The sequence below is a fragment of the Actinomadura macrotermitis genome, assembly GCF_009604375.1.
In the GTDB taxonomy this organism is placed as follows: domain Bacteria; phylum Actinomycetota; class Actinomycetes; order Streptosporangiales; family Streptosporangiaceae; genus Spirillospora; species Spirillospora macrotermitis.
Genome location: NZ_WEGH01000007.1, coordinates 117,903 through 138,138 on the forward strand (window position 1 = coordinate 117,903; position 20,236 = coordinate 138,138).

Genomic DNA, 20,236 nt, shown 5'->3' on the forward strand with positions numbered 1-20,236 from the left:
TGGAGTGACTTTTTCGATGGCGACTGATGACAGGCTCCGCGACTATCTGAAGCGGGCCACGGCCGAGTTGCAGATCACCCGGCGGCGCCTTCGGGAGGTCGAGGAGCGGGAGCACGAGCCCATCGCGATCGTCGGGATGGCGTGCCGGTTCCCCGGCGGCGCCGACAGCCCGGCGAAGCTGTGGGACCTGGTGGCCGGCGGGGTCGACGCCGTCGGGGAGTTCCCGGCCGACCGCGGCTGGGACCCCGGACTGTACGACCCCGAGTCGAGCCGTCCCGGCACCAGCTATGTGCGGGAGGGCGGCTTCCTCTACGACGCGGGCGCGTTCGACGCCGCCCACTTCGGGATCAGCCCGAACGAGGCCCTCATCACCGACCCGCAGCAGCGGCTGCTGCTGGAGGTGTCGTGGGAAGCGCTGGAGCGGGCCGGCATCGACCCTTCGGCGCTGAAGGGCAGCCCCACCGGGGTGTTCGCGGGGCTCGTCTACCACGACTACCCCGACAGCACGACGACCGGAGCGCTGGTCTCGGGCCGGGTCGCCTACTCCTTCGGGTTCGAGGGACCGGCGATCACCGTCGACACCGCGTGCTCGTCGTCGCTGGTGGCGCTGCACTGGGCGGTCAGGTCGCTGCGGGCGGGCGAGTGCTCGCTGGCGCTGGCCGGCGGTGTGACCGTCATGGCGACGCCCGGCACGTTCGTGGAGTTCAGCAGGCAGCGCGGGCTCGCCCCCGACGGCCGGGTGAAGGCGTTCGCCGCCGCGGCCGACGGGACCGGCTGGGGCGAGGGCGTCGGCATGCTCGTCGTCGAGCGGCTGTCGGACGCGCGGCGGCTCGGCCACCCGGTGCTCGCGGTGGTGCGGGGCAGCGCGGTCAACCAGGACGGCGCGTCCAACGGCCTGACCGCGCCGAACGGGCCGTCGCAGCGCCGGGTGATCCGCGCGGCGCTCGCCGGCGCGGGCCTGTCGTTCGCCGACGTCGACGCGGTCGAGGCGCACGGCACGGGCACGACCCTGGGCGACCCGATCGAGGCGCAGGCGCTGCTCGCGACCTACGGCCAGGGCCGCCCGGACGACGCCCCGTTGTGGCTCGGCTCGGTGAAGTCGAACATCGGGCACGCCCAGGCGGCGGCCGGGGTGGCGAGCGTCATCAAGATGGTCGAGGCGCTGCGCAACGGCGTGCTCCCCAAGACGCTGCACGTCGACGAGCCGACCCCGCAGGCGGACTGGACGACCGGGAACGTGCGGCTGCTCACCGAGGCGCGCGCCTGGCCGGAGGGGGAACGGCCGCGCCGGGCCGGGGTGTCGTCGTTCGGCATCAGCGGCACCAACGCGCACGTGATCATCGAGGAGGCTCCGGCGGAGGAGGCCCCCGCCACGGCGGGTCCGGCCGGCGGGGCGCTGCCGTGGGTCGTGTCCGGCCGCACCCCGGAGACCTTGGCCGCCCAGGCGGGGCGGCTGCACGCCTTCCTGACCGAACGCCCCGGCCTCGACCTTTCCGACGTGGGGTTCTCGCTCGCGTCCGGGCGGGCGGCGCTGGAACACCGCGGCGTCGTGGTCGGCGAGGACAGGGACGGGCTGCTGCGCGGCCTGGCCGCCTTGGCGGAGGGCGTCCCGGCGGCCAACGTCGTCCGCGGGAAGGCCGACTCCGCCGGGAGGCCGGCGTTCCTGTTCTCCGGTCAGGGCAGCCAGCGGCCGGGCATGGGGCGGGAGCTGTATGAGGCGTTTCCGGTGTTCGCGGAGGCTTTCGATGCGGTCTGCGCGGAGCTGGACGGGTTACTGGAGCGGCCGCTGCGTGAGGTGGTGTGGGGTGATGAGGAGGCGCTGAACCAGACGGTTCACGCCCAGGCGGGGTTGTTCGCGTTCGAGGTGGCTCTGTATCGCCTGGTGGAGTCGTGGGGGATCCGTCCGGATTTTGTGGCGGGGCATTCGATCGGGGAGATCGCGGCTGCTCATGTGGCCGGGGTGTTCTCCCTTGCCGACGCGGCCCGTTTGGTCGCGGCGCGGGGCCGGCTGATGCAGGCGCTGCCTTCCGGGGGCGCGATGGTCGCTGTCCAGGCGACGGAGGCCGAGGTGCTGCCGCTGCTCGCCGGTGAGGTCGGGATCGCGGCCGTGAACGGGCCCGCATCGGTGGTGGTCTCCGGGGAGGAGGCGGCCGTCGCGAAGCTCGTCGCCGTGTTCACCGAACAGGGCCGTAAGTCCTCGCGGCTGAAGGTGTCGCATGCGTTCCATTCGCCGTTGATGGAGCCGATGCTGGCGGAGTTCCGGCAGGTGGCAGAGGGGCTGGAGTTCCGGGCGCCGCGCATTCCCGTCGTGTCGAACGTGACCGGCGGGCTCCTCGACGCGGCCGACGCGGACTACTGGGTGCGGCACGTCCGGGAGGCGGTCCGGTTCGCTGACGGCATCCGCTATCTGGAGGGCGAGGGCGTCACCCGCTTCCTGGAGATCGGCCCCGACGGGGTCCTGACCGGCCTCGCCCAGCAGAACGTCGAGTCCGAGGACGCGGTCCTGGCCGCCTCCGGCCGCCGGGACCGCGCCGAGCCCGGCACCCTGCTGCTGGCCGCCGGGCGCCTGCACGCCTCCGGCGTTCCGGTCGACTGGACCGCCTTCTACGGCGGCGCGGGCCGGCGCCGGGTCGACCTGCCCACCTACGCCTTCGACCGCGAGAACTACTGGCTGGCCGGCCCCTCCGCCGGCGGCGACCCCGTCTCCTTCGGGCTCGGCGTCCCCGGACATCCGCTGCTGGGCGCGGCCGTCATGCTGGCCGGAACCGAGGGCGTGGTCCTCACCGGACGGCTGTCGGTCGACACCCATCCGTGGCTCGCCGAGCACGTCATCGGCGGGTCCATCGTCTTCCCCGGCGCGGGACTGGTGGAGCTGGCCGTCCGGGCGGGCGACGAGGTCGGCCTTCCCCAGGTCGCCGACCTGGAGGTCGAGGCGCCGCTGGTGCTGCCCGCGCGCGGCGGCGTCGCCGTCCAGGTCGTCGTGGGCGCCGGCGGCACGGCCGGCCGCACCGTCGAGATCTACTCGCGTCCCGGCGACGACCCCGACCTGCCCTGGACGCGCCACGCCGCCGGCACGCTCACGGCCGCCGCGCCCCGCGCCGGCGAGCCCGCCGGCGCGGCCTGGCCGCCGGCCGGCGCCGAACCGCTGTCCGTCACCGGCCTGTACGACGACCTGGCGGCCGCCGGCCTCGAATACGGCCCCGTCTTCCAGGGGCTGCGCGCCGCTTGGCGGCACGGCGACACCCTGCTCGCCGAGGTGGAGCTTCCCGCCTCGGCCGACGCGGACGCCTTCGGCCTGCACCCGGCGCTGCTCGGCGCGGGACTCGCGCTCGCCGGCGACGGCACCGTCCTGCCGGCGCACTGGTCGGGCGTCGAACTGCACGCCTCGGGCGCCCGCGCCCTCCGCGTCCTCCTCACCCCGCGCGGCGAGGGCGAGCTGTCCCTCGAAGCGCTGGACCCGGCCGGCCGGCCCGTCGTCTCGGTGCGGGCCCTCACCCTCCGGGCGGTCTCCACCGCCGAGCTCGCCGCCGCCCGCACCGGCTTCCACGACGCGCTCTTCGCCGTCGACTGGGTCCCGGTCCCCGCCGGCGCTCCCGTTCCCGGACGGGTCGAGACGGCCAGGCCCGCGGACGTCCACGAGGCCCTCGACGCCCTGCACGCCTGGTCGTCCGGCGGACGCTCCGACGGCGCCGCCCTGCTCGTGGTCACCTCGGGCGCCGTCGCCCGGGACGGCGAGGACGTCGCGGACCCGTCCGGCGCCGCGGTCTGGGGCCTCGTCCGCTCCGCCCAGTCCGAGGACCCCGGACGCATCGTCCTCGCCGACGTCGACGATCCCGAAACGGCCCACCTGGCCCTGGCCGTCGCCGAACCCCAGGTCATGATCCGTGACGGCGTCGTCCACGCTCCCCGCCTGACCAGGATCCCCCGCGGCGCGGCGGCCGAGCCCGACGCCATCACGGGCGTCGTCCTCGTGACGGGCGCGCAGGATGCCAGGACCGCCGCACTGGCCCGCCATCTCGTCGCCGGACGCGGCGTCCGCGACCTGTTGCTGACCGCCCCCGGCACCGACGTCCTCGCCGGTCTGGCGGCCGAGCTGACCGCGCTCGGCGCGCGGGTGGAGACCGCCGCCTGCGACACCGCCGACCGCGCCGCGCTCGCGGCCCTCCTGGACGGCCGGAGCCTGGGCGCCGTCGTCCACACCGCGCACCACCTGGACGACGGCGTCCTCTCCTCGCTCACCCCGGAGCGGGTCGCCGCGGTCCTGCGCGCCGACGCGGACCCGGCGTGGAACCTGCACGAACTGACGCTCGGCATGGACCTGTCGGCGTTCGTGCTCCTGTCCTCGGCCGCCGGTGTCCTGGGCGCTCCGGCGCAGGGCGCGCACGCGGCCGCCGCCTCCTGCCTCGACGCCCTCGCCGCGCACCGCAGGGCGCGGGGGCTGCCGGCCCGGTCGCTGGCCTGGGGCCCATGGGCGGGCGACCCGAGCGGCGCCCGGCACCGGATCGGCGGGACGCTCTCCACCGAAGAGGTCCTCGCCCTGTTCGACACCGCCACCGGCGTCGACCGGCCGCTGCTCGTGCCGGTCCGCCTCGACCTGGCCGGGCTGCGCGCCGCCGACGTCCCCGACCTGCTGCGCGACCTCGTCCGCGGCACCGGCCGGCGGCACGCCGAGTCCGGCTCCGGCGCCACCTCGGAACTCAGGGAGCAGCTGGCCCGCCGCACCGAACCCGAACGCGCCGACCTGCTGCTAGAGATCGTGCGGGTCCAGGCCGCCGCCGTCCTCGGCCATGCCGGAACCGACGGGATCGACCCGGCCCGTGCCTTCCGCGACCTCGGGTTCGACTCGCTGTCGGCCGTCGAGTACCGCAACGTGATGACGGCCGCGACCGGGCTGCGGCTGCCCGCCACGCTGGTCTTCGACTATCCGACGCCGGTCGTCCTGGCCGGATTCCTCGCCGACGAGCTGCTCGGCGCCGCCGACGACGGGCCGGCGCGGACCGTCGCCAGGGCCGACGACGACCCGATCGTGATCGTCGGCATGGCGTGCCGCTACCCGGGCGGCGTCGCGTCGCCCGAGGACCTGTGGCGGCTGGTCGCCGAGGGCGGCGAAGGCATCACCGGGTTCCCCGCCGGCCGGTCCTGGGACACCGACGGGATCTACGACCCCGAGCCCGGCCGGCCCGGCAAGACCTACACGCGGGAAGGCGGCTTCCTGCACGACGCGGGCGACTTCGACGCCGGGTTCTTCGGGATCAGCCCGAACGAGGCGCTGGTCATCGACCCGCAGCAGCGGCTGCTGCTGGAGGCGTCGTGGGAGGCGCTGGAGCGGGCCGGGATCGACCCGCACTCGTTGAAGGGCGGCTCGGCCGGCGTGTTCGCCGGGCTGACCTACCACGACTACGCCTACAACACGAACACCGGATCGATCGTCGCGGGCCGGGTCTCCTACGCCCTCGGCCTGGAGGGCCCGGCGCTGACGGTCGACACCGCCTGCTCCTCCTCGCTGGTGGCGCTGCACCTGGCCGCGCAGGCGCTGCGGTCGGGGGAGTGCTCGCTGGCCCTCGCCGGGGGCGTCGTCGTGATGGCGACCCCGGACACGTTCGTCGAGTTCAGCACGCAGGGCAACCTCGCCCCCGACGGCCGGCCCAAGCCGTTCGCGGCGGCGGCCGACGGCACCGCCTGGGGCGAGGGTGTCGGCGTCCTGGTGGTGGAGCGGCTGTCGGACGCCCGCCGGCTCGGCCATCCTGTGCTGGCGATCCTGCGGGGGAGCGCGGTCAACCAGGATGGCGCGTCCAACGGCCTGACCGCGCCGAACGGGCCGTCGCAGCGCCGGGTGATCCGCGCGGCGCTGGCCAACGCGGGCCTTACGGTCGCCGACGTGGACGCCGTCGAGGCGCATGGCACCGGGACGACGCTGGGCGACCCGATCGAGGCGCAGGCGCTGCTGGCGACCTACGGCCAGGATCGTCCCGAGGACTCCCCGCTGTGGCTGGGCTCGATCAAGTCCAACATCGGGCACACCCAGGCCGCGGCCGGCGTCGCCGGGATCATCAAGATGGTGCAGGCGATGCGGCACGGCGTGCTGCCCAAGACGCTGCACGTCGACGAGCCGACCCACCAGGTCGACTGGTCGATGGGGAACGTCCGGCTGCTGACCGAGGCGCGGGAGTGGCCGCGGGACGGGCGCCCGCGGCGGGCCGGGATCTCCTCCTTCGGGATCAGCGGCACCAACGCCCACGTGATCATCGAGCAGCCGGTGGCGGAACCGGTCCCCGAGGTCTCCTCGACCGGTGCCGTGCCGTGGCCGGTGTCCGGGAAGACGCCGGAGGCGCTGGCCGCGCAGGCGCGCAGGCTGCACGCCCATGTCGCGGCCGACCCCGATCTCGACCCGGCGTCGGTGGGCTTCTCCCTGGCGGCGGGGCGCGCGGCGCTCGAACACCGGGCGGTCGTGGTCGGCGAGGGCCGGGCCGAGCTGCTGGACGGTCTCGCCGTGCTCGCGGACGGCGGCCGTTCGGCGTCCGCCATCTCCGGCAAGGCGGGGGCGGGGCGGCTCGCGTTCGTCTTCTCCGGTCAGGGCAGCCAGCGGCCGGGCATGGGGCGGGAGCTGTATGAGGCGTTTCCGGTGTTCGCGGAGGCTTTCGAGGCGGTGTGTGCGGAGCTGGACGGCCTGTTGGAGCGGCCGTTGCGGGAAGTGGTGTGGGGTGATGAGGAGGCCCTGAACCAGACGGTCTACACCCAGACCGGACTGTTCGCGTTCGAGGTGGCCCTGTACCGGCTGCTGGAGTCCTGGGGTGTCCGCCCCGATTTCGTGGCGGGCCATTCGATCGGCGAGATCGGCGCGGCGCATGTGGCGGGGCTTCTGCCGCTGCGGGACGCCGCCCGCCTGGTCGCGGCGCGCGGCCGGCTGATGCAGGCGCTTCCCGCCGGCGGGGCGATGGCCGCGATCCAGGCTGCGGAGGCCGAGGTGCTGCCGCTGCTCACCGGCGAGATCGGGATCGCCGCCGTGAACGGGCCCGACGCGGTCGTCGTGTCCGGCGCCGAGGGCGCCGTCGCGAAGATCGTCGAGGCCTTCGCCGAACGGGGCCGCAAGACCTCGCGGCTCAAGGTGTCGCACGCGTTCCATTCGCCGCTGATGGAGCCGATGCTGGCGGAGTTCCGGCAGGTCGCCGAGGGGCTGTCCTACGGGCAGCCGACGATCCGCCTGGTGTCGACGCTGACGGGCGGGGCCGCCTCCACCGAGCAGCTGGCCTCCGCCGACCACTGGGTGCGGCACGTCCGTGAGGCGGTCCGGTTCGCCGACGGGGTGCGGGCACTGGAGGCGGCCGGGGCGTCCCGCTTCCTGGAGATCGGTCCCGACGGGGTGCTGACCGCGATGGCGGCCGCGTCGGTGGAGTCGGCGAAGGCCGTCCTCGTGGCGGCGTCCCGCAAGGACCGGCCCGAGGTGCGATCCCTGCTGTCCGCGGTCGCGGGACTGCACGTGAACGGGGTCCCGGTCGCCTGGGAGGCGTTCTTCGCCGGCCGGGACGCCCACCGGGTGGACCTGCCGACCTACCCCTTCGAACGGCAGACCTACTGGCTGCCGTCGGGCGCCGGCACCGGCGACCTGTCGGCGGTCGGCCTGAGCGCCCCCGACCACCCGCTGCTCGGCGCGGCCGTCACGATGGCGGCCTCCGGTGAACTGGTCCTCACCGGCCGTCTCACCGCCGGAACCCACCCCTGGACCGCCGACCACGCCATCGACGGCACCCCGGTGTTCCCCGGCGCCGCCTTCGTCGACCTGGCCGTCCGCGCCGGCGACGAGATCGGCCTGTCCCGGATCGAGGAACTCACCCTCGAGGCGCCTCTCCCGCTGCCCGAGCGGGGCGGCATCGTCCTCCAGGTGCTCGTCGGAGCCCCCGGCGCCGACGGCCGCCGCCCCGTGGAGATCCATTCGCGGGGTGAGGACGCCCCCGACCTGCCGTGGGTCCGGCATGCGACCGGCGCGCTGGGCGCCGTCCGGGCCGAAGCCGACGCATCCGGTCTCGCGGCCTGGCCGCCGCCCGGAGCGGAACCGGTCGACCTGGCGGGGCTGTACGAGCGTTTCGCCGAAGAAGGCCTCGACCACGGGCCCGTCTTCCGGGTGCTGCGGGCGGCGTGGCGGTCCGGCGAGGAGGTGTTCGCCGAGGCGGCCCTGCCCGAAGGGACCGCGCCCGGCTCCTACGGGCTGCACCCTGCCCTCCTCGACGGCGTCCTCCAGTCCGTCGCGCTGACCGGGGTGGGAACGGCGGCCGTCCCGGTCGCCTGGTCCGGAGTGGAGCTGCACGCCGCGGGCGCCGCGGCCCTGCGGATCCGGCTCCGCCCGATCGGGGACGGCCTGCTGGAGGCGGCCGCCGCCGACTCCGCCGGCAGGCCCGTGCTGTCGGCCGGGTCCCTGGCCGCCGCGCCGGTCGCCGAGGTCCGCGACCGGCTCTCCCGGGCGCCCCGCCACGAGTCCCTGTACCGGGTCAGGTGGGTGCCCGTCACCGCTCCGGAGACCACCGGGCCGGCGCCGGTCGCCTGGGACGAACGCGAAGCCGGCGCGGACGTCCCGGCGGCCGTGGTGTTCGCCTCCCCGCCCGGCACGACGGGGCCGGAGGCGCGGGCCGCCGCCGAGCGGGCCATGGCCGTCGTCCAGGAGTGGCTCGCCGACGACCGCCACGCCGCCGCGACGCTCGCCGTGGTGACGTCCGGCGCGGTCGCCGTGCCCGCCGGCGACGTCACCGACCTCGCCGGGGCGGCCGTCGCCGGCCTGGTCCGCAGCGCCCAGATGGAGGAGCCGGGACGCGTCGTCCTGATCGATGTCGAGGACCCGGCGGACCTGTCGGCCGTCCCCGCCGCGCTGGCCACCGGCGAACCGCATCTCGCGGTCCGCGGCGGACGCCTCCACGCGCCCCGGATGAGCCGGGTCGCGATCGACCCGGACGAACCCCGCCCCGTCACGGTGTTCACCGGACCCGTCCTGATCACCGGTGCGCTCGGCGCGCTGGGCGGGCTGCTGGCCCGCCACCTCGTCACCGTCCACGGGGTGCGGGAGCTGCTGCTGACCGGCCGCCGCGGCCTCGCCACCCCGGGCGCCGCCGACCTGGCCGAGGAGCTGGCCGGGCTGGGCGCGCGGGTGGAGGTGGCGGCCTGCGACGTCGCCGACGGCGAAGCCGTGGCCGCGCTGCTGGCGGGCCGCCGGCTCGGCGGGGTCCTGCACATCGCGGGCGTCCTGGACGACGGCGTCCTGGCGTCGCTGACTCCGGAGCGGCTCGAGGCCGTGATGCGCCCGAAGACCGACGCCGCCTGGAACCTGCACGAGCTGACCAGGGACATGGACCTGACGGCGTTCGTGATGTTCTCCTCCGCCGCCGGCGTGATCGGCGCGCCGGGCCAGGGCAACTACGCCGCCGCCAACGCCTACCTGGACGCGCTCGCCGTCCACCGCCGTGCGGCCGGTCTGCCCGCGCAGGCCCTCGCCTGGGGCCTGTGGGACCTGGACGGCGGCATGGCGGGCGCGCTCGGCGGTGCCGACCGCGCCCGGCACTCGCGCGGCGGCATGCTCGCCATGCCGCCCGAGCAGGGCCTTGAGGTGTTCGACGCGGCGGGCCGCACCGGCCTGCCCGCCGTGGTCCCGATCCGGCTGGACCTCGCGGGCCTGCGCGCCGAGGAGCAGCTCCCGGAGATCTTCCACGCGCTGGTCCCGGCGACGAGGCGGCGCGCGGCCGACGCCTCGGCCGGGTCGGCGGCGCTGCGGAGCCTGCTGGCGGGGCTGCCGGAGACCGAGTGGTCCGGCGCGCTGCTGGCCATCGTGCGCCGTCAGGCGGCCGCCGTCCTCGGCTACGCCAGGGGCGAGGACATCGAGCCGGACCGGGCGTTCCGCGAGCTGGGCGTGGACTCCCTCGCCGCCGTCGAGCTGCGCAACGGCGTCGCCGAGGCGACCGGCCTGCGCCTGCCGGCCACCCTGGTGTTCGACTATCCGACGCCGGCCGTGCTCGCCGGGCATCTCCTGGACGAGCTGGCGGGCGCCGTCGACGACGGCGCGGTGCTGCCGGTCGCGGCCCTGGACGACGACCCGATCGTGATCGTCGGCATGGCGTGCCGCTATCCCGGCGGCGTCGGATCGCCGGAGGACCTGTGGCGGCTGGTCGCCGAGGGCCGGGAGGGCATCGCGGGCTTCCCCGGCGACCGGGGCTGGGACGCCGACCGGATCTACGACCCCACCGAGACCCGCCCCGACACCAGCTACGTCGACCAGGGCGGCTTCCTCTACGACGCGGCCCGCTTCGACGCCGGGTTCTTCGGCATCAGCCCCAACGAGGCCCTGCTCATGGACCCGCAGCAGCGGCTGCTGCTGGAGGTGTCGTGGGAGGCGCTGGAGCGGGCCGGCATCGACCCCGCGACCCTGCGCGGCAGCGCCACCGGCGTGTTCGCCGGCATGACCTACCACGACTACGCGCACAGCAGCAGCACCGGGGCCCTGCTCGCGGGCCGGGTCTCCTACACCTTCGGATTCGAAGGCCCCTCCATCATGATCGACACCGCGTGTTCGTCGTCGCTGGTGGCGTTGCACCTGGCCGCGCAGGCGCTGCGGTCGGGGGAGTGCTCGCTGGCGCTGGCCGGCGGTGTCGTGGTGATGTCGACGCCGGAGACGTTCGTGGAGTTCAGCCGGCAGCGCGGCCTGGCCCGCGACGGCCGGGTGAAGGCGTTCGCGGCCGGCGCCGACGGGACCGCCTGGGGCGAGGGCGTCGGCGTGCTGCTCGTCGAACGCCTGTCGGACGCCGTCCGCAACGGCCACAAGGTGCACGCGATCGTGCGGGGCAGCGCGGTCAACCAGGACGGCGCGTCCAACGGCCTGACCGCCCCGAACGGGCCGTCGCAGCGGCGGGTGATCCGGCAGGCCCTCGCGGTGGCCGGGCTGACCGCGGCGGAGGTCGACGCGGTCGACGCGCACGGCACCGGAACGATGCTGGGCGATCCGATCGAGGCGCAGGCGCTGCTGGCGACCTACGGGCAGGACCGTCCCGAGGGGCGTCCACTGTGGCTGGGGTCGGTGAAGTCGAACATCGGGCACGCCCAGGCGGCGGCCGGCGCGGCGAGCGTCATCAAGATGATCGAGGCGATGCGGCACGGGGTGCTGCCCAGGACGCTGAACGTGGACGAGCCGACCCCGCAGGTCGACTGGACCGCCGGTGACGTCCGCCTGCTCACCGAGGAGCACCCGTGGCCGGAGACCGGGCGTCCGCGCCGGGCCGGGGTGTCGTCGTTCGGGATCAGCGGCACCAACGCCCACGTGATCATCGAGTACGTGCCGGGGGAGGAGCCCGCCGCGCCCGCCGCCGTCCCCGGGGGAGCGGTGCCGTGGCTCGTGTCGGGGAGGACCCGGGAGGCGCTGGCCGCGCAGGCCGCCCGCCTGCGCTCCCATGTCGAGGAGCGGCCGGACCTGGACCCGGCCGACGTGGCGTTCTCGCTGGCGACCGGCCGGTCGGTGCTCGAACACCGCGGTGTGGTCGTCGGCGTTGACCGCGAGGAACTCCTGGCGGGCCTGGCGGCGCTCGCCGCGGGCGAGCGCTCGGCGGCGGTCTTCGCGGGGCGGGCCGTCCTCGGCCGGCTGGCGTTCCTGTTCTCCGGTCAGGGCAGCCAGCGGCCGGGCATGGGGCGGGAGCTGTATGAGGCGTTCCCGGTGTTCGCTGAGGCTTTCGATGCGGTGTGTGCGGAGCTGGACGGGCTGCTGGAGCGGCCGCTGCGGGAAGTGGTGTGGGGTGATGAGGAGGCCCTGAACCAGACGGTGTTCACCCAGACCGGACTGTTCGCGTTCGAGGTGGCCCTGTACCGGCTGCTGGAGTCGTGGGGTGTCCGCCCCGATTTCGTGGCGGGGCATTCGATCGGTGAGATCGGCGCCGCCCACGCAGCCGGGATCCTCTCGCTGGCGGACGCTTGCCGTCTGGTGGCGGCTCGTGGCCGGCTGATGCAGGGGCTGCCTTCGGGCGGGGCGATGGTCGCGGTCGAGGCGTCCGAGGAGGAGGTGCTGCCGCTGCTCACCGGCGGGGTGGGGATCGCGGCCGTCAACGGGCCCGCGTCGGTGGTGGTCTCCGGTGAGGAGGCGGCCGTGGCGGAGGTCGTGGAGGTCTTCTCCGGGCGGGGCCGCAAGTCGTCGCGGCTCAAGGTGTCGCATGCGTTCCATTCGCCGCTGATGGAGCCGATGCTGGCGGAGTTCCGGCAGGTGGTCGAGGGGCTGGAGTTCCTGGCGCCGCGGATTCCCGTCGTGTCGAACGTGTCCGGCGGCGTGGCCGACGTGGCGTCCGCCGAGTACTGGGTGCGGCACGTCCGGGAGGCGGTCCGGTTCGCCGACGGCATCCGCTATCTGGAGGGCGAGGGCGTCACCCGCTACCTGGAGATCGGCCCCGACGGGGTCCTGACCGGCCTCGCCCAGCAGAGCGTCGAGTCCACTGACGCGGTCCTGGCGGCGACCCTGCGCAAGGGACGGCCCGAGGCGCGCTCCGTGCTGGCGGCCCTGGCGCGGCTGCACAGCGTGGGCGTCCCGGTCGGCTGGGCGCGGATGCTCGCCGGCACCCGCGTCGACCTGCCCACCTACGCCTTCGACCGGCAGCACTACTGGCTGACGGACTCCGCCGCGAGCGGCGACCCGGTCTCGATCGGCCTGGACGACGCCGGCCATCCGCTGCTCGGCGCCGCCGTGGCCCTCGCCGGAACCGGCGGCGTCGTACTGACCGGACGCCTCTCGGCGGCCGCCCAGCCCTGGCTCGCCGACCATGTCGTCGCCGGCACGGTGATCTTCCCCGGCACCGGGTTCGTGGAACTCGCCGTCCGCGCGGGCGACCAGGTCGGCCTGCCGCGGATCGAGGAACTGACCCTGGAGGCGCCGCTGGTGCTGCCCGAGCGCGGCGGCGTCGCCGTCCAGGTCGTCGTCGGCCCGCAGGACGGCCCGCACCGCACCGTCGAGGTGTTCTCGCGCGTCGACGACGCCCCCGACCTTCCGTGGACCCGGCACGCCGCCGGCTCCCTGACCCGCGGAGCGGCGGCCCCGGCCGCCGGGACCGGCCCCTGGCCGCCGGCGGGCGCCGAGCCGATCCCGCTCGGCGGCCTCTACCCCGGACTGGCGGAAGGCGGCCTCGCCTACGGCCCGGTCTTCCAGGGGCTGAAGGCGGCCTGGCGTTCCGGCGGCGAGATCTTCGCGGAGGCCGTCCTGCCGGACGGCGCCGAGGCCGACGCCTTCGGCCTGCACCCGGCGCTGCTCGACGCGGGCCTGCACGCGATCGCGCTGACGGCCGCCGAGCGGGGCGAGGAGCCGGCGCTGCCGTTCGCCTGGTCGGGCATCGAGCTGCACGCCTCCGGTGCGGCGGAGCTCCGCTTGCGGATCCGCCCGCTCCGCGACGGCGTCGTGGCGCTCGACGCGGCGGGCGCCGACGGGGCACCGGTCGCCTCGGTGAGCTCCCTGACGGTGCGGCCGCTCGCCGCCGCCGAGGAGGCCTTGTCCCGGCCGATCGTGAACGAGGCGCTCTTCCGGCTCCAGTGGACGCCCGTCCCCGTCACCCCGGCCGAGATCACGGCGGCGGAGTGGGCCGGCCTTCCGGCGGACGGCCCGGTGCCCGCGGTGGTGGTGGCCCGTCCCGCCGACGCCGCGGCGGCGCTCGGGATCGTCCAGGACTGGCTCGGCGGCGACCGGTACGCCGACGCGACGCTCGTCGTGGCGACGTCGGGCGCGATGGGGCCCCTCGGCGCGGACCCGGTCGATCCGGCGGCGGCCGCCGTGTGGGGCCTGGTCCGCAGCGCCCAGTCGGAGGATCCGGGCCGGATCTTGCTCGCCGACCTCGACGGGCCCGCGGCGCTGGCGGCGGCCGTCGCCGCCGCGGAACCGCAGGTCGTCGTGCGGGACGGCACCGTTCTCGTGCCGCGCCTCACCCGGGCCCGCCCGGCGGGGGACCCCGTGGACGCACCCGCGTTCGGCACCGGTCCCGTCCTCATCACCGGCGGGCTGGGCACCCTCGGCGGGCTGCTGGCCCGCCATCTGGTGACGGCGCACGGAGCGCGGGAACTGGTGCTCGTCGGCCGGCGCGGTCTGAAGGCTCCGGGCGCGGCCGAGCTGGTCGCCGAGCTGACCGGCCTGGGCGCGGCCGTCGAGGCGGTGGCGTGCGACGCCGCCGACCGCGCGGCCCTCGCCGACCTGCTCGAAGGGCGCCGGCTCGGCGCGGTGATCCATGCCGCGGGCGTCCTGGACGACGGGGTCATCTCCTCGCTCACCGCGGAGCGCTTGGAGCGGGTGCTGCGGCCGAAGGCCGAGGCGGCCCGGAACCTGCACGACCTGACGCTCGGCATGGACCTGGCCGCGTTCGTGCTGTTCTCCTCCGCGGCCGGTGTGGTCGGCTCTCCTGGACAGGGCAGCTACGCCGCCGCCAACGCCTACCTCGACGCCCTCGCCTACCACCGCCGCGCCCTCGGCCTGCCGGCCCAGGCTCTCGCCTGGGGCCTGTGGGACACCGGCACCGGCATGGGCGCCGACCTCAGCGACGCCGACCGGCAGCGCACCGGCACGACCGGGCTCACACCGGAACAGGGACTGGCCCTGTTCGACGCCGCGATCGGCCATGCCGAACCGCTGCTGGTGCCGATGCGGCTCGATCTGCGGGGACAGGACACGGCCGACGTGCCGGCCGTCCTGCGGGGCCTGGTGCGGGGCCCGTCCCGCCGCTCGGCCGGAGCGCGGTCGGCCGCCGCCTCCCGGTTCCGCGAGCAGCTCACGGCGCTGCCCGTCCAGGACCGTGAGGAGGCGCTGCTCGACCTGGTCCGCGACCTGGCCGCGACGATCCTCGGCCACGCCGGCGCGGACGCGATCGAGGACCGGGCGTTCCGCGACCTCGGTTTCGACTCTCTGTCGGCGGTGGAGCTCCGCAACGGCCTCGCCGAGGTCACCGGGCTGCGGCTGCCCGCGACGCTCGTCTTCGACCACCCGGCCCCGCCCGTCCTGGCCAGGTTCCTGCACGACGAACTGCTGGGGTCCGGCGCCGAGGAGGCAGTGCCGGTCGCCAGGGCCGCCACGAGCGACGAGCCGATCGCGATCGTCGGGATGGCCTGCCGCTATCCGGGCGGCGTCGAGTCCCCCGACGACCTGTGGCGGCTGGTCTCCGAAGGCGCCGACGGTATCTCGGCGTTCCCCGACGACCGCGGCTGGAACCTGGAGCGCATCTACGACCCCGAAGGACTGCGCCCCGAGACCACCTACACCGACCAGGGCGGATTCCTTTACGACGCGGGCGACTTCGACGCCGGGTTCTTCGGGATCAGCCCGAACGAGGCGCTGACGATCGACCCGCAGCAGCGGCTGCTGCTGGAGGCGTCGTGGGAGGCGCTGGAGCGGGCCGGGATCGACCCGACCACCCTCAAGGGCAGCTCCACGGGCGTGTTCGCCGGGGTGATGTACCACGACTACACCTTCAACAACAGCACGGGCGCCATCGTCTCCGGCCGCATCGCCTACGCCCTCGGCCTCGAAGGGCCGGCCATCTCGGTCGACACCGCCTGCTCCTCCTCGCTGGTGGCGCTGCACCTGGCCGCGCAGGCGCTCCGGGCGGGGGAATGCTCCCTCGCGCTGGCCGGCGGCGTCACGGTCATGGCGACGCCGGAGACCTTCATCGAGTTCAGCCGGCAGCGCGGCCTCGCCAGGGACGGGCGCTGCAAGTCCTTCGCCGCGTCCACCGACGGCACCGGCTGGGGCGAGGGCGTCGGAACGCTGGTGGTGGAGCGGCTGTCGGACGCGCGCCGGCTCGGCCATCCCGTGCTGGCGATCCTGCGGGGGAGTGCGGTCAACCAGGACGGCGCGTCCAACGGCCTGACCGCGCCGAACGGGCCGTCGCAGCGGCGGGTGATCCGCGCGGCGCTTGCCAACGCGGGCCTTACGGTCGCCGACGTGGACGCCGTCGAGGCGCATGGCACCGGAACCACCTTGGGCGACCCGATCGAGGCGCAGGCGCTGCTGGCGACCTACGGCCAGGACCGTCCCGAGGACTCCCCACTGTGGCTGGGCTCGATCAAGTCCAACATCGGGCACACCCAGGCCGCGGCCGGCGTCGCCGGGATCATCAAGATGGTGCAGGCGATGCGGCACGGCGTGCTGCCCAAGACGCTGCACGTCGACGAGCCGACCCACCAGGTCGACTGGACGGAAGGCGACGTCAGCCTGCTGACCGAGGCCCGCGACTGGCCCGTGAACGGACGTCCGCGCAGGGCCGGGATCTCCTCCTTCGGCATCAGCGGCACCAACGCCCACGTGATCATCGAGGAGGCGCCGGAGCCCGCCGAGCCCGCGCCGCGCCCGGAGCCCAAGGCTCCCGTACCGCTGCCGGTGACGGCCCCGGACGCCGCGGCGCTCAGGGGCCAGGCCCGCAGGCTTCGCGACTTCCTCGCCGACCGTCCCGACCTGGAACCGCTGGACGTCGCGTACTCGCTCGGCACCCTGCGGGCCGCACTGGAGCACCGGGCGATCGTCGTCGTCGCCGACCGCGCCGAGGCGCTCGCCGGGCTCACGGCGCTCGCCGACGGCGTCCCGGCGGCCGGCCTCACCACCGGCTCGGCCGCCTCCGGCAAGCTGGCGTTCCTGTTCTCCGGTCAGGGCAGCCAGCGGCCGGGCATGGGGCGGGAGCTGTATGAGGCGTTCCCGGTGTTCGCGGAGGCCTTCGACGCGGCCTGCGCCGAACTCGACGGTCTGCTGGAGCGGCCGCTGCGGGAAGTGGCGTGGGGCGACGAGGAGGCCCTGAACCAGACGGTCTACACCCAGACCGGACTGTTCGCGTTCGAGGTGGCCCTCTACCGGCTGCTGGAGTCCTGGGGCGTCCGCCCCGACTTCGTGGCGGGCCATTCGATCGGCGAGATCGGCGCCGCCCACGCGGCCGGGATCCTCTCGCTGGCCGACGCGGCGCGTCTGGTCGCCGCGCGCGGCCGGCTGATGCAGGCGTTGCCACCCGGCGGAGCGATGATCGCGATCGAGGCGACCGAGGAGGAGGTGCTGCCGCTGCTCACCGGCGAGGTGGGGATCGCGGCGGTCAACGGTCCCCGCTCGGTCGTGGTCTCGGGCGAAGCCGTCACCACGACGAAGATCGCGGAGATCTTCTCCGGGCAGGGACGCAAGACCAGCCGGCTGCGGGTGTCGCACGCGTTCCACTCGCCGCTGATGGAGCCGATGCTGGCGGAGTTCCGCCGGGAGGCCGAGGCCCTGGAGTACCGGCCGCCGGCGATCCCGGTCGTGTCGAACGTGACCGGCGGGCTCCTCGACGCCGCCGACGCGGACTACTGGGTGCGGCACGTCCGCGCGGCCGTCCGGTTCGCCGACGGCATCCGCCACCTGGAGTCCGCCGGCGTCACCCGCTACCTGGAGATCGGCCCCGACGGGGTCCTCACCGGGCTGGCCGCCCGGTCGGCCGCGTCAGAGAAGGCACTGACCGCGGCCGCGCTGCGCGGCGACCGCCCCGAGGCCCGCACCCTGCTGACGGCCATCGCCGGGCTGCACGTCAACGGGGTCGGGCTCGCCTGGGAACGGCTCCTCGCCGACGGCCGCCGGGTCGATCTGCCGACCTACGCCTTCCAGCGGGAGCGGTTCTGGATCGAGTCGTCCTACGGGACGGGCGCCGACACCGCCGGCCTGGAGGCGGTGACCCATCCGCTGCTGGGCGCGTCGATGGTGCTGCCCGCGACCGACGGCCTCGTCCTCACCGGCAGGCTCTCGGTGGCCGACCAGCCCTGGCTCGCCGACCACGCCGTCGGCGGCACGCTCCTGTTCCCCGGCGCCGGGCTCGTGGAGCTCGCGGTCCGGGCCGGGGACGAGATCGGGCTGTCCCGGGTGGAGGAGCTCACCCTGGAAGCGCCGCTCGTGCTGCCCGAGCGGTCCGCCGTCCCGATCCGGGTGACGGTCGGTGGCGACGACGGCACCGGCCGCCGCACCGTCAGCGTCCACTCCCGGTCCGGCCGGACCTGGATCCGGCACGCCGAAGGCCTGTTGACGGCCGCCGCCGAACGGCCGTCGGGGCTCACGCAGTGGCCGCCGGCCGGGGCACGGCCGATCCCGCTCGACGGCCTCTACGCCGATCTCGCGGAAGGCGGGCTGGAGTACGGCCCGGTGTTCCGCGGGCTGCGCGCGGCCTGGTCGGCCGGCGCCGACGTCTACGCCGAGGTGGCGCTGCCCGCCGACACCGACGCCACCGGATTCGGTCTCCACCCGGCCCTCCTGGACGCCGCCCTCCACGCCATCGCCCTGTCCTCGGGCGGCGACGAGGCGGCCCTTCCGTTCGCCTGGACCGGGGTGGAACTGCATGCGACCGGCGCCAACGCCCTGCGGTTGAGGGTCTCCCCGGCCGGGGACGGCGGGTTCTCGCTGAGCGCGGCTGACGCCTCCGGCCATCCGGTGGCCTCCGTCGGCTCCCTGGTCCTGCGCCCCCTGCCGGCGGACGCGCTCGCCGCGGCCGCCCCCGTCCACGACGGCCTGTTCCAGGTCGACTGGATCCCCGTCCCGGCCGTCCCGGCGGACGCCGAGGCGGTCGACTGGAGCGAGATCCCGGCGGACGGCCCGGTGCCCGCGGTGGTGGTGGCCCGTCCCGCCGACGCCGCGGCGGCGCTCGGGATCGTCCAGGACTGGCTCGGCGGCGACCGGTTCGCCGACGCGACCCTGGTGATCGCGACGTCGGGGGCGATGGGGCTGCCCGGCGAGGACGTCTCCGACCTGCCGGGCGCCGCGGTGTGGGGCCTGGTCCGCAGCGCCCAGTCGGAGGATCCGGGCCGGATCGTCCTCGCCGACCTCGACGAGGACGCCGCCCTGCCGCTCGCGCTCGCCGCGAACGGATCACAGGTCGTCGTCCGGGACGGCACGGCTTACGTGCCGAGGCTCGCCCGCCTCACGGACGGCGCCGCCGACCACGTCCTCGTCGCCGACGGGCCGGTCCTGATCACCGGCGGGCTCGGCGCGCTCGGCCGGTTGCTGGCCCGCCATCTGGTGACGGCTCACGGGGTCAGGGAGCTGCTGCTGACCGGCCGGCGCGGTCCGGAGGCTCCGGGCGCGGCCGAGCTGGTCGCCGAGCTGACCGGGCTGGGCGCGGTCGTGGAGGTCGTGGCGTGCGACGTCGCCGACCGGGCGGCCGTGGAAGAACTGCTCGACGGGCGCCGGCTCGGCGCGGTGGTCCATGCCGCGGGCGTCCTGGACGACGGTGTCGTCTCCGCGCTGACCGCGGACCGGCTGGCGCGGGTGCTGCGGCCGAAGGCCGAGGCGGCCTGGAACCTGCACGAACTGACGCTCGGCATGGATCTGGCCGCGTTCGTCCTGTTCTCCTCCGCTGCCGGGGTGATGGGCGCGCCGGGCCAGGCGGCGTACGCGGCGGCGAACGTCTCCCTCGACGCGCTCGCCGCCCACCGCCGCGCCCGGGGCCTGCCCGCCCAGTCCCTGGCCTGGGGCCTGTGGGAGGACGGCATGGGCGCGGGCCTGGACGGCGCCGACCGGACGAGGCTCAGCCGGGGCGGAGTCGTCCCGATCTCCCCGGCGGAAGGCCTCGGCCTGTTCGACACCGCCTTGGCCCTGGGCACGCCCCTGCTCGTCCCGATGCCGCTCGACCTGACCGGCCTCACCGCGGCGGAGGCGCCGGAGATCCTGCGCGGCCTGGTCCGCGGACCGTCGCGGCGCACCGCCCATGCCGACTCCGGCGCGGGCGAGGCCTTCCAGCGCAAGCTCGCCGCGCTGTCCCCGGCCGACCGCGACGACCTGGTCCTGGACACCGTCCGCACCCAGGCGGCGGTCGCGCTCGGCCACACCAGGGCCGACACGATCGAACCCGAACGGGCCTTCCGCGACCTCGGCTTCGACTCGCTGGCGGCGGTCGAGCTCCGCAACAGCCTGGGCGCGATCGTCGGCAGGCGGCTGCCCGCCACGATGGTGTTCGACCATCCGAGCGCGCGGGAGCTCGCCGACCACCTGCTGGAGGTGCTCGTCCCGGCGGAGGCCGACGGCACGGGCGAGGAGGCCGCGGTCCGCGTGGCCCTGCGCGACATCCCCCTGCACCGCCTCCGCGACGCGGGCCTGCTCGACAGCCTGCTGGAACTCGCGGGCCTCGGCACCGGACGGCCGGACGGCCACCCCGCCGAGGCCGAGGCCGACGACGTTTCGATCGACACGATGGACACCGAGGATCTGATCAACATGGCGCTCGACGGCTCCGGCCTCGACGACCTGATGCGGGAGGCGTGA

1 protein-coding gene is annotated in these 20,236 nt (G+C 75.6%); it reads left to right on the plus strand.

The features are described from left to right. The first annotated feature begins 16 nt into the window (after positions 1 to 16). Positions 17 to 20,236, plus strand: coding sequence for a type I polyketide synthase (locus ACRB68_RS41865; protein ID WP_235960963.1), 20,220 nt, complete (start codon positions 17 to 19; stop codon positions 20,234 to 20,236).

What these genes read in the sequence shown, in the direction of transcription:
- ACRB68_RS41865 (WP_235960963.1), top strand. Translation starts at nt 17, where the DNA reads ATGGCGACTGATGACAGGCTCCGCGACTATCTGAAGCGGGCCACGGCC.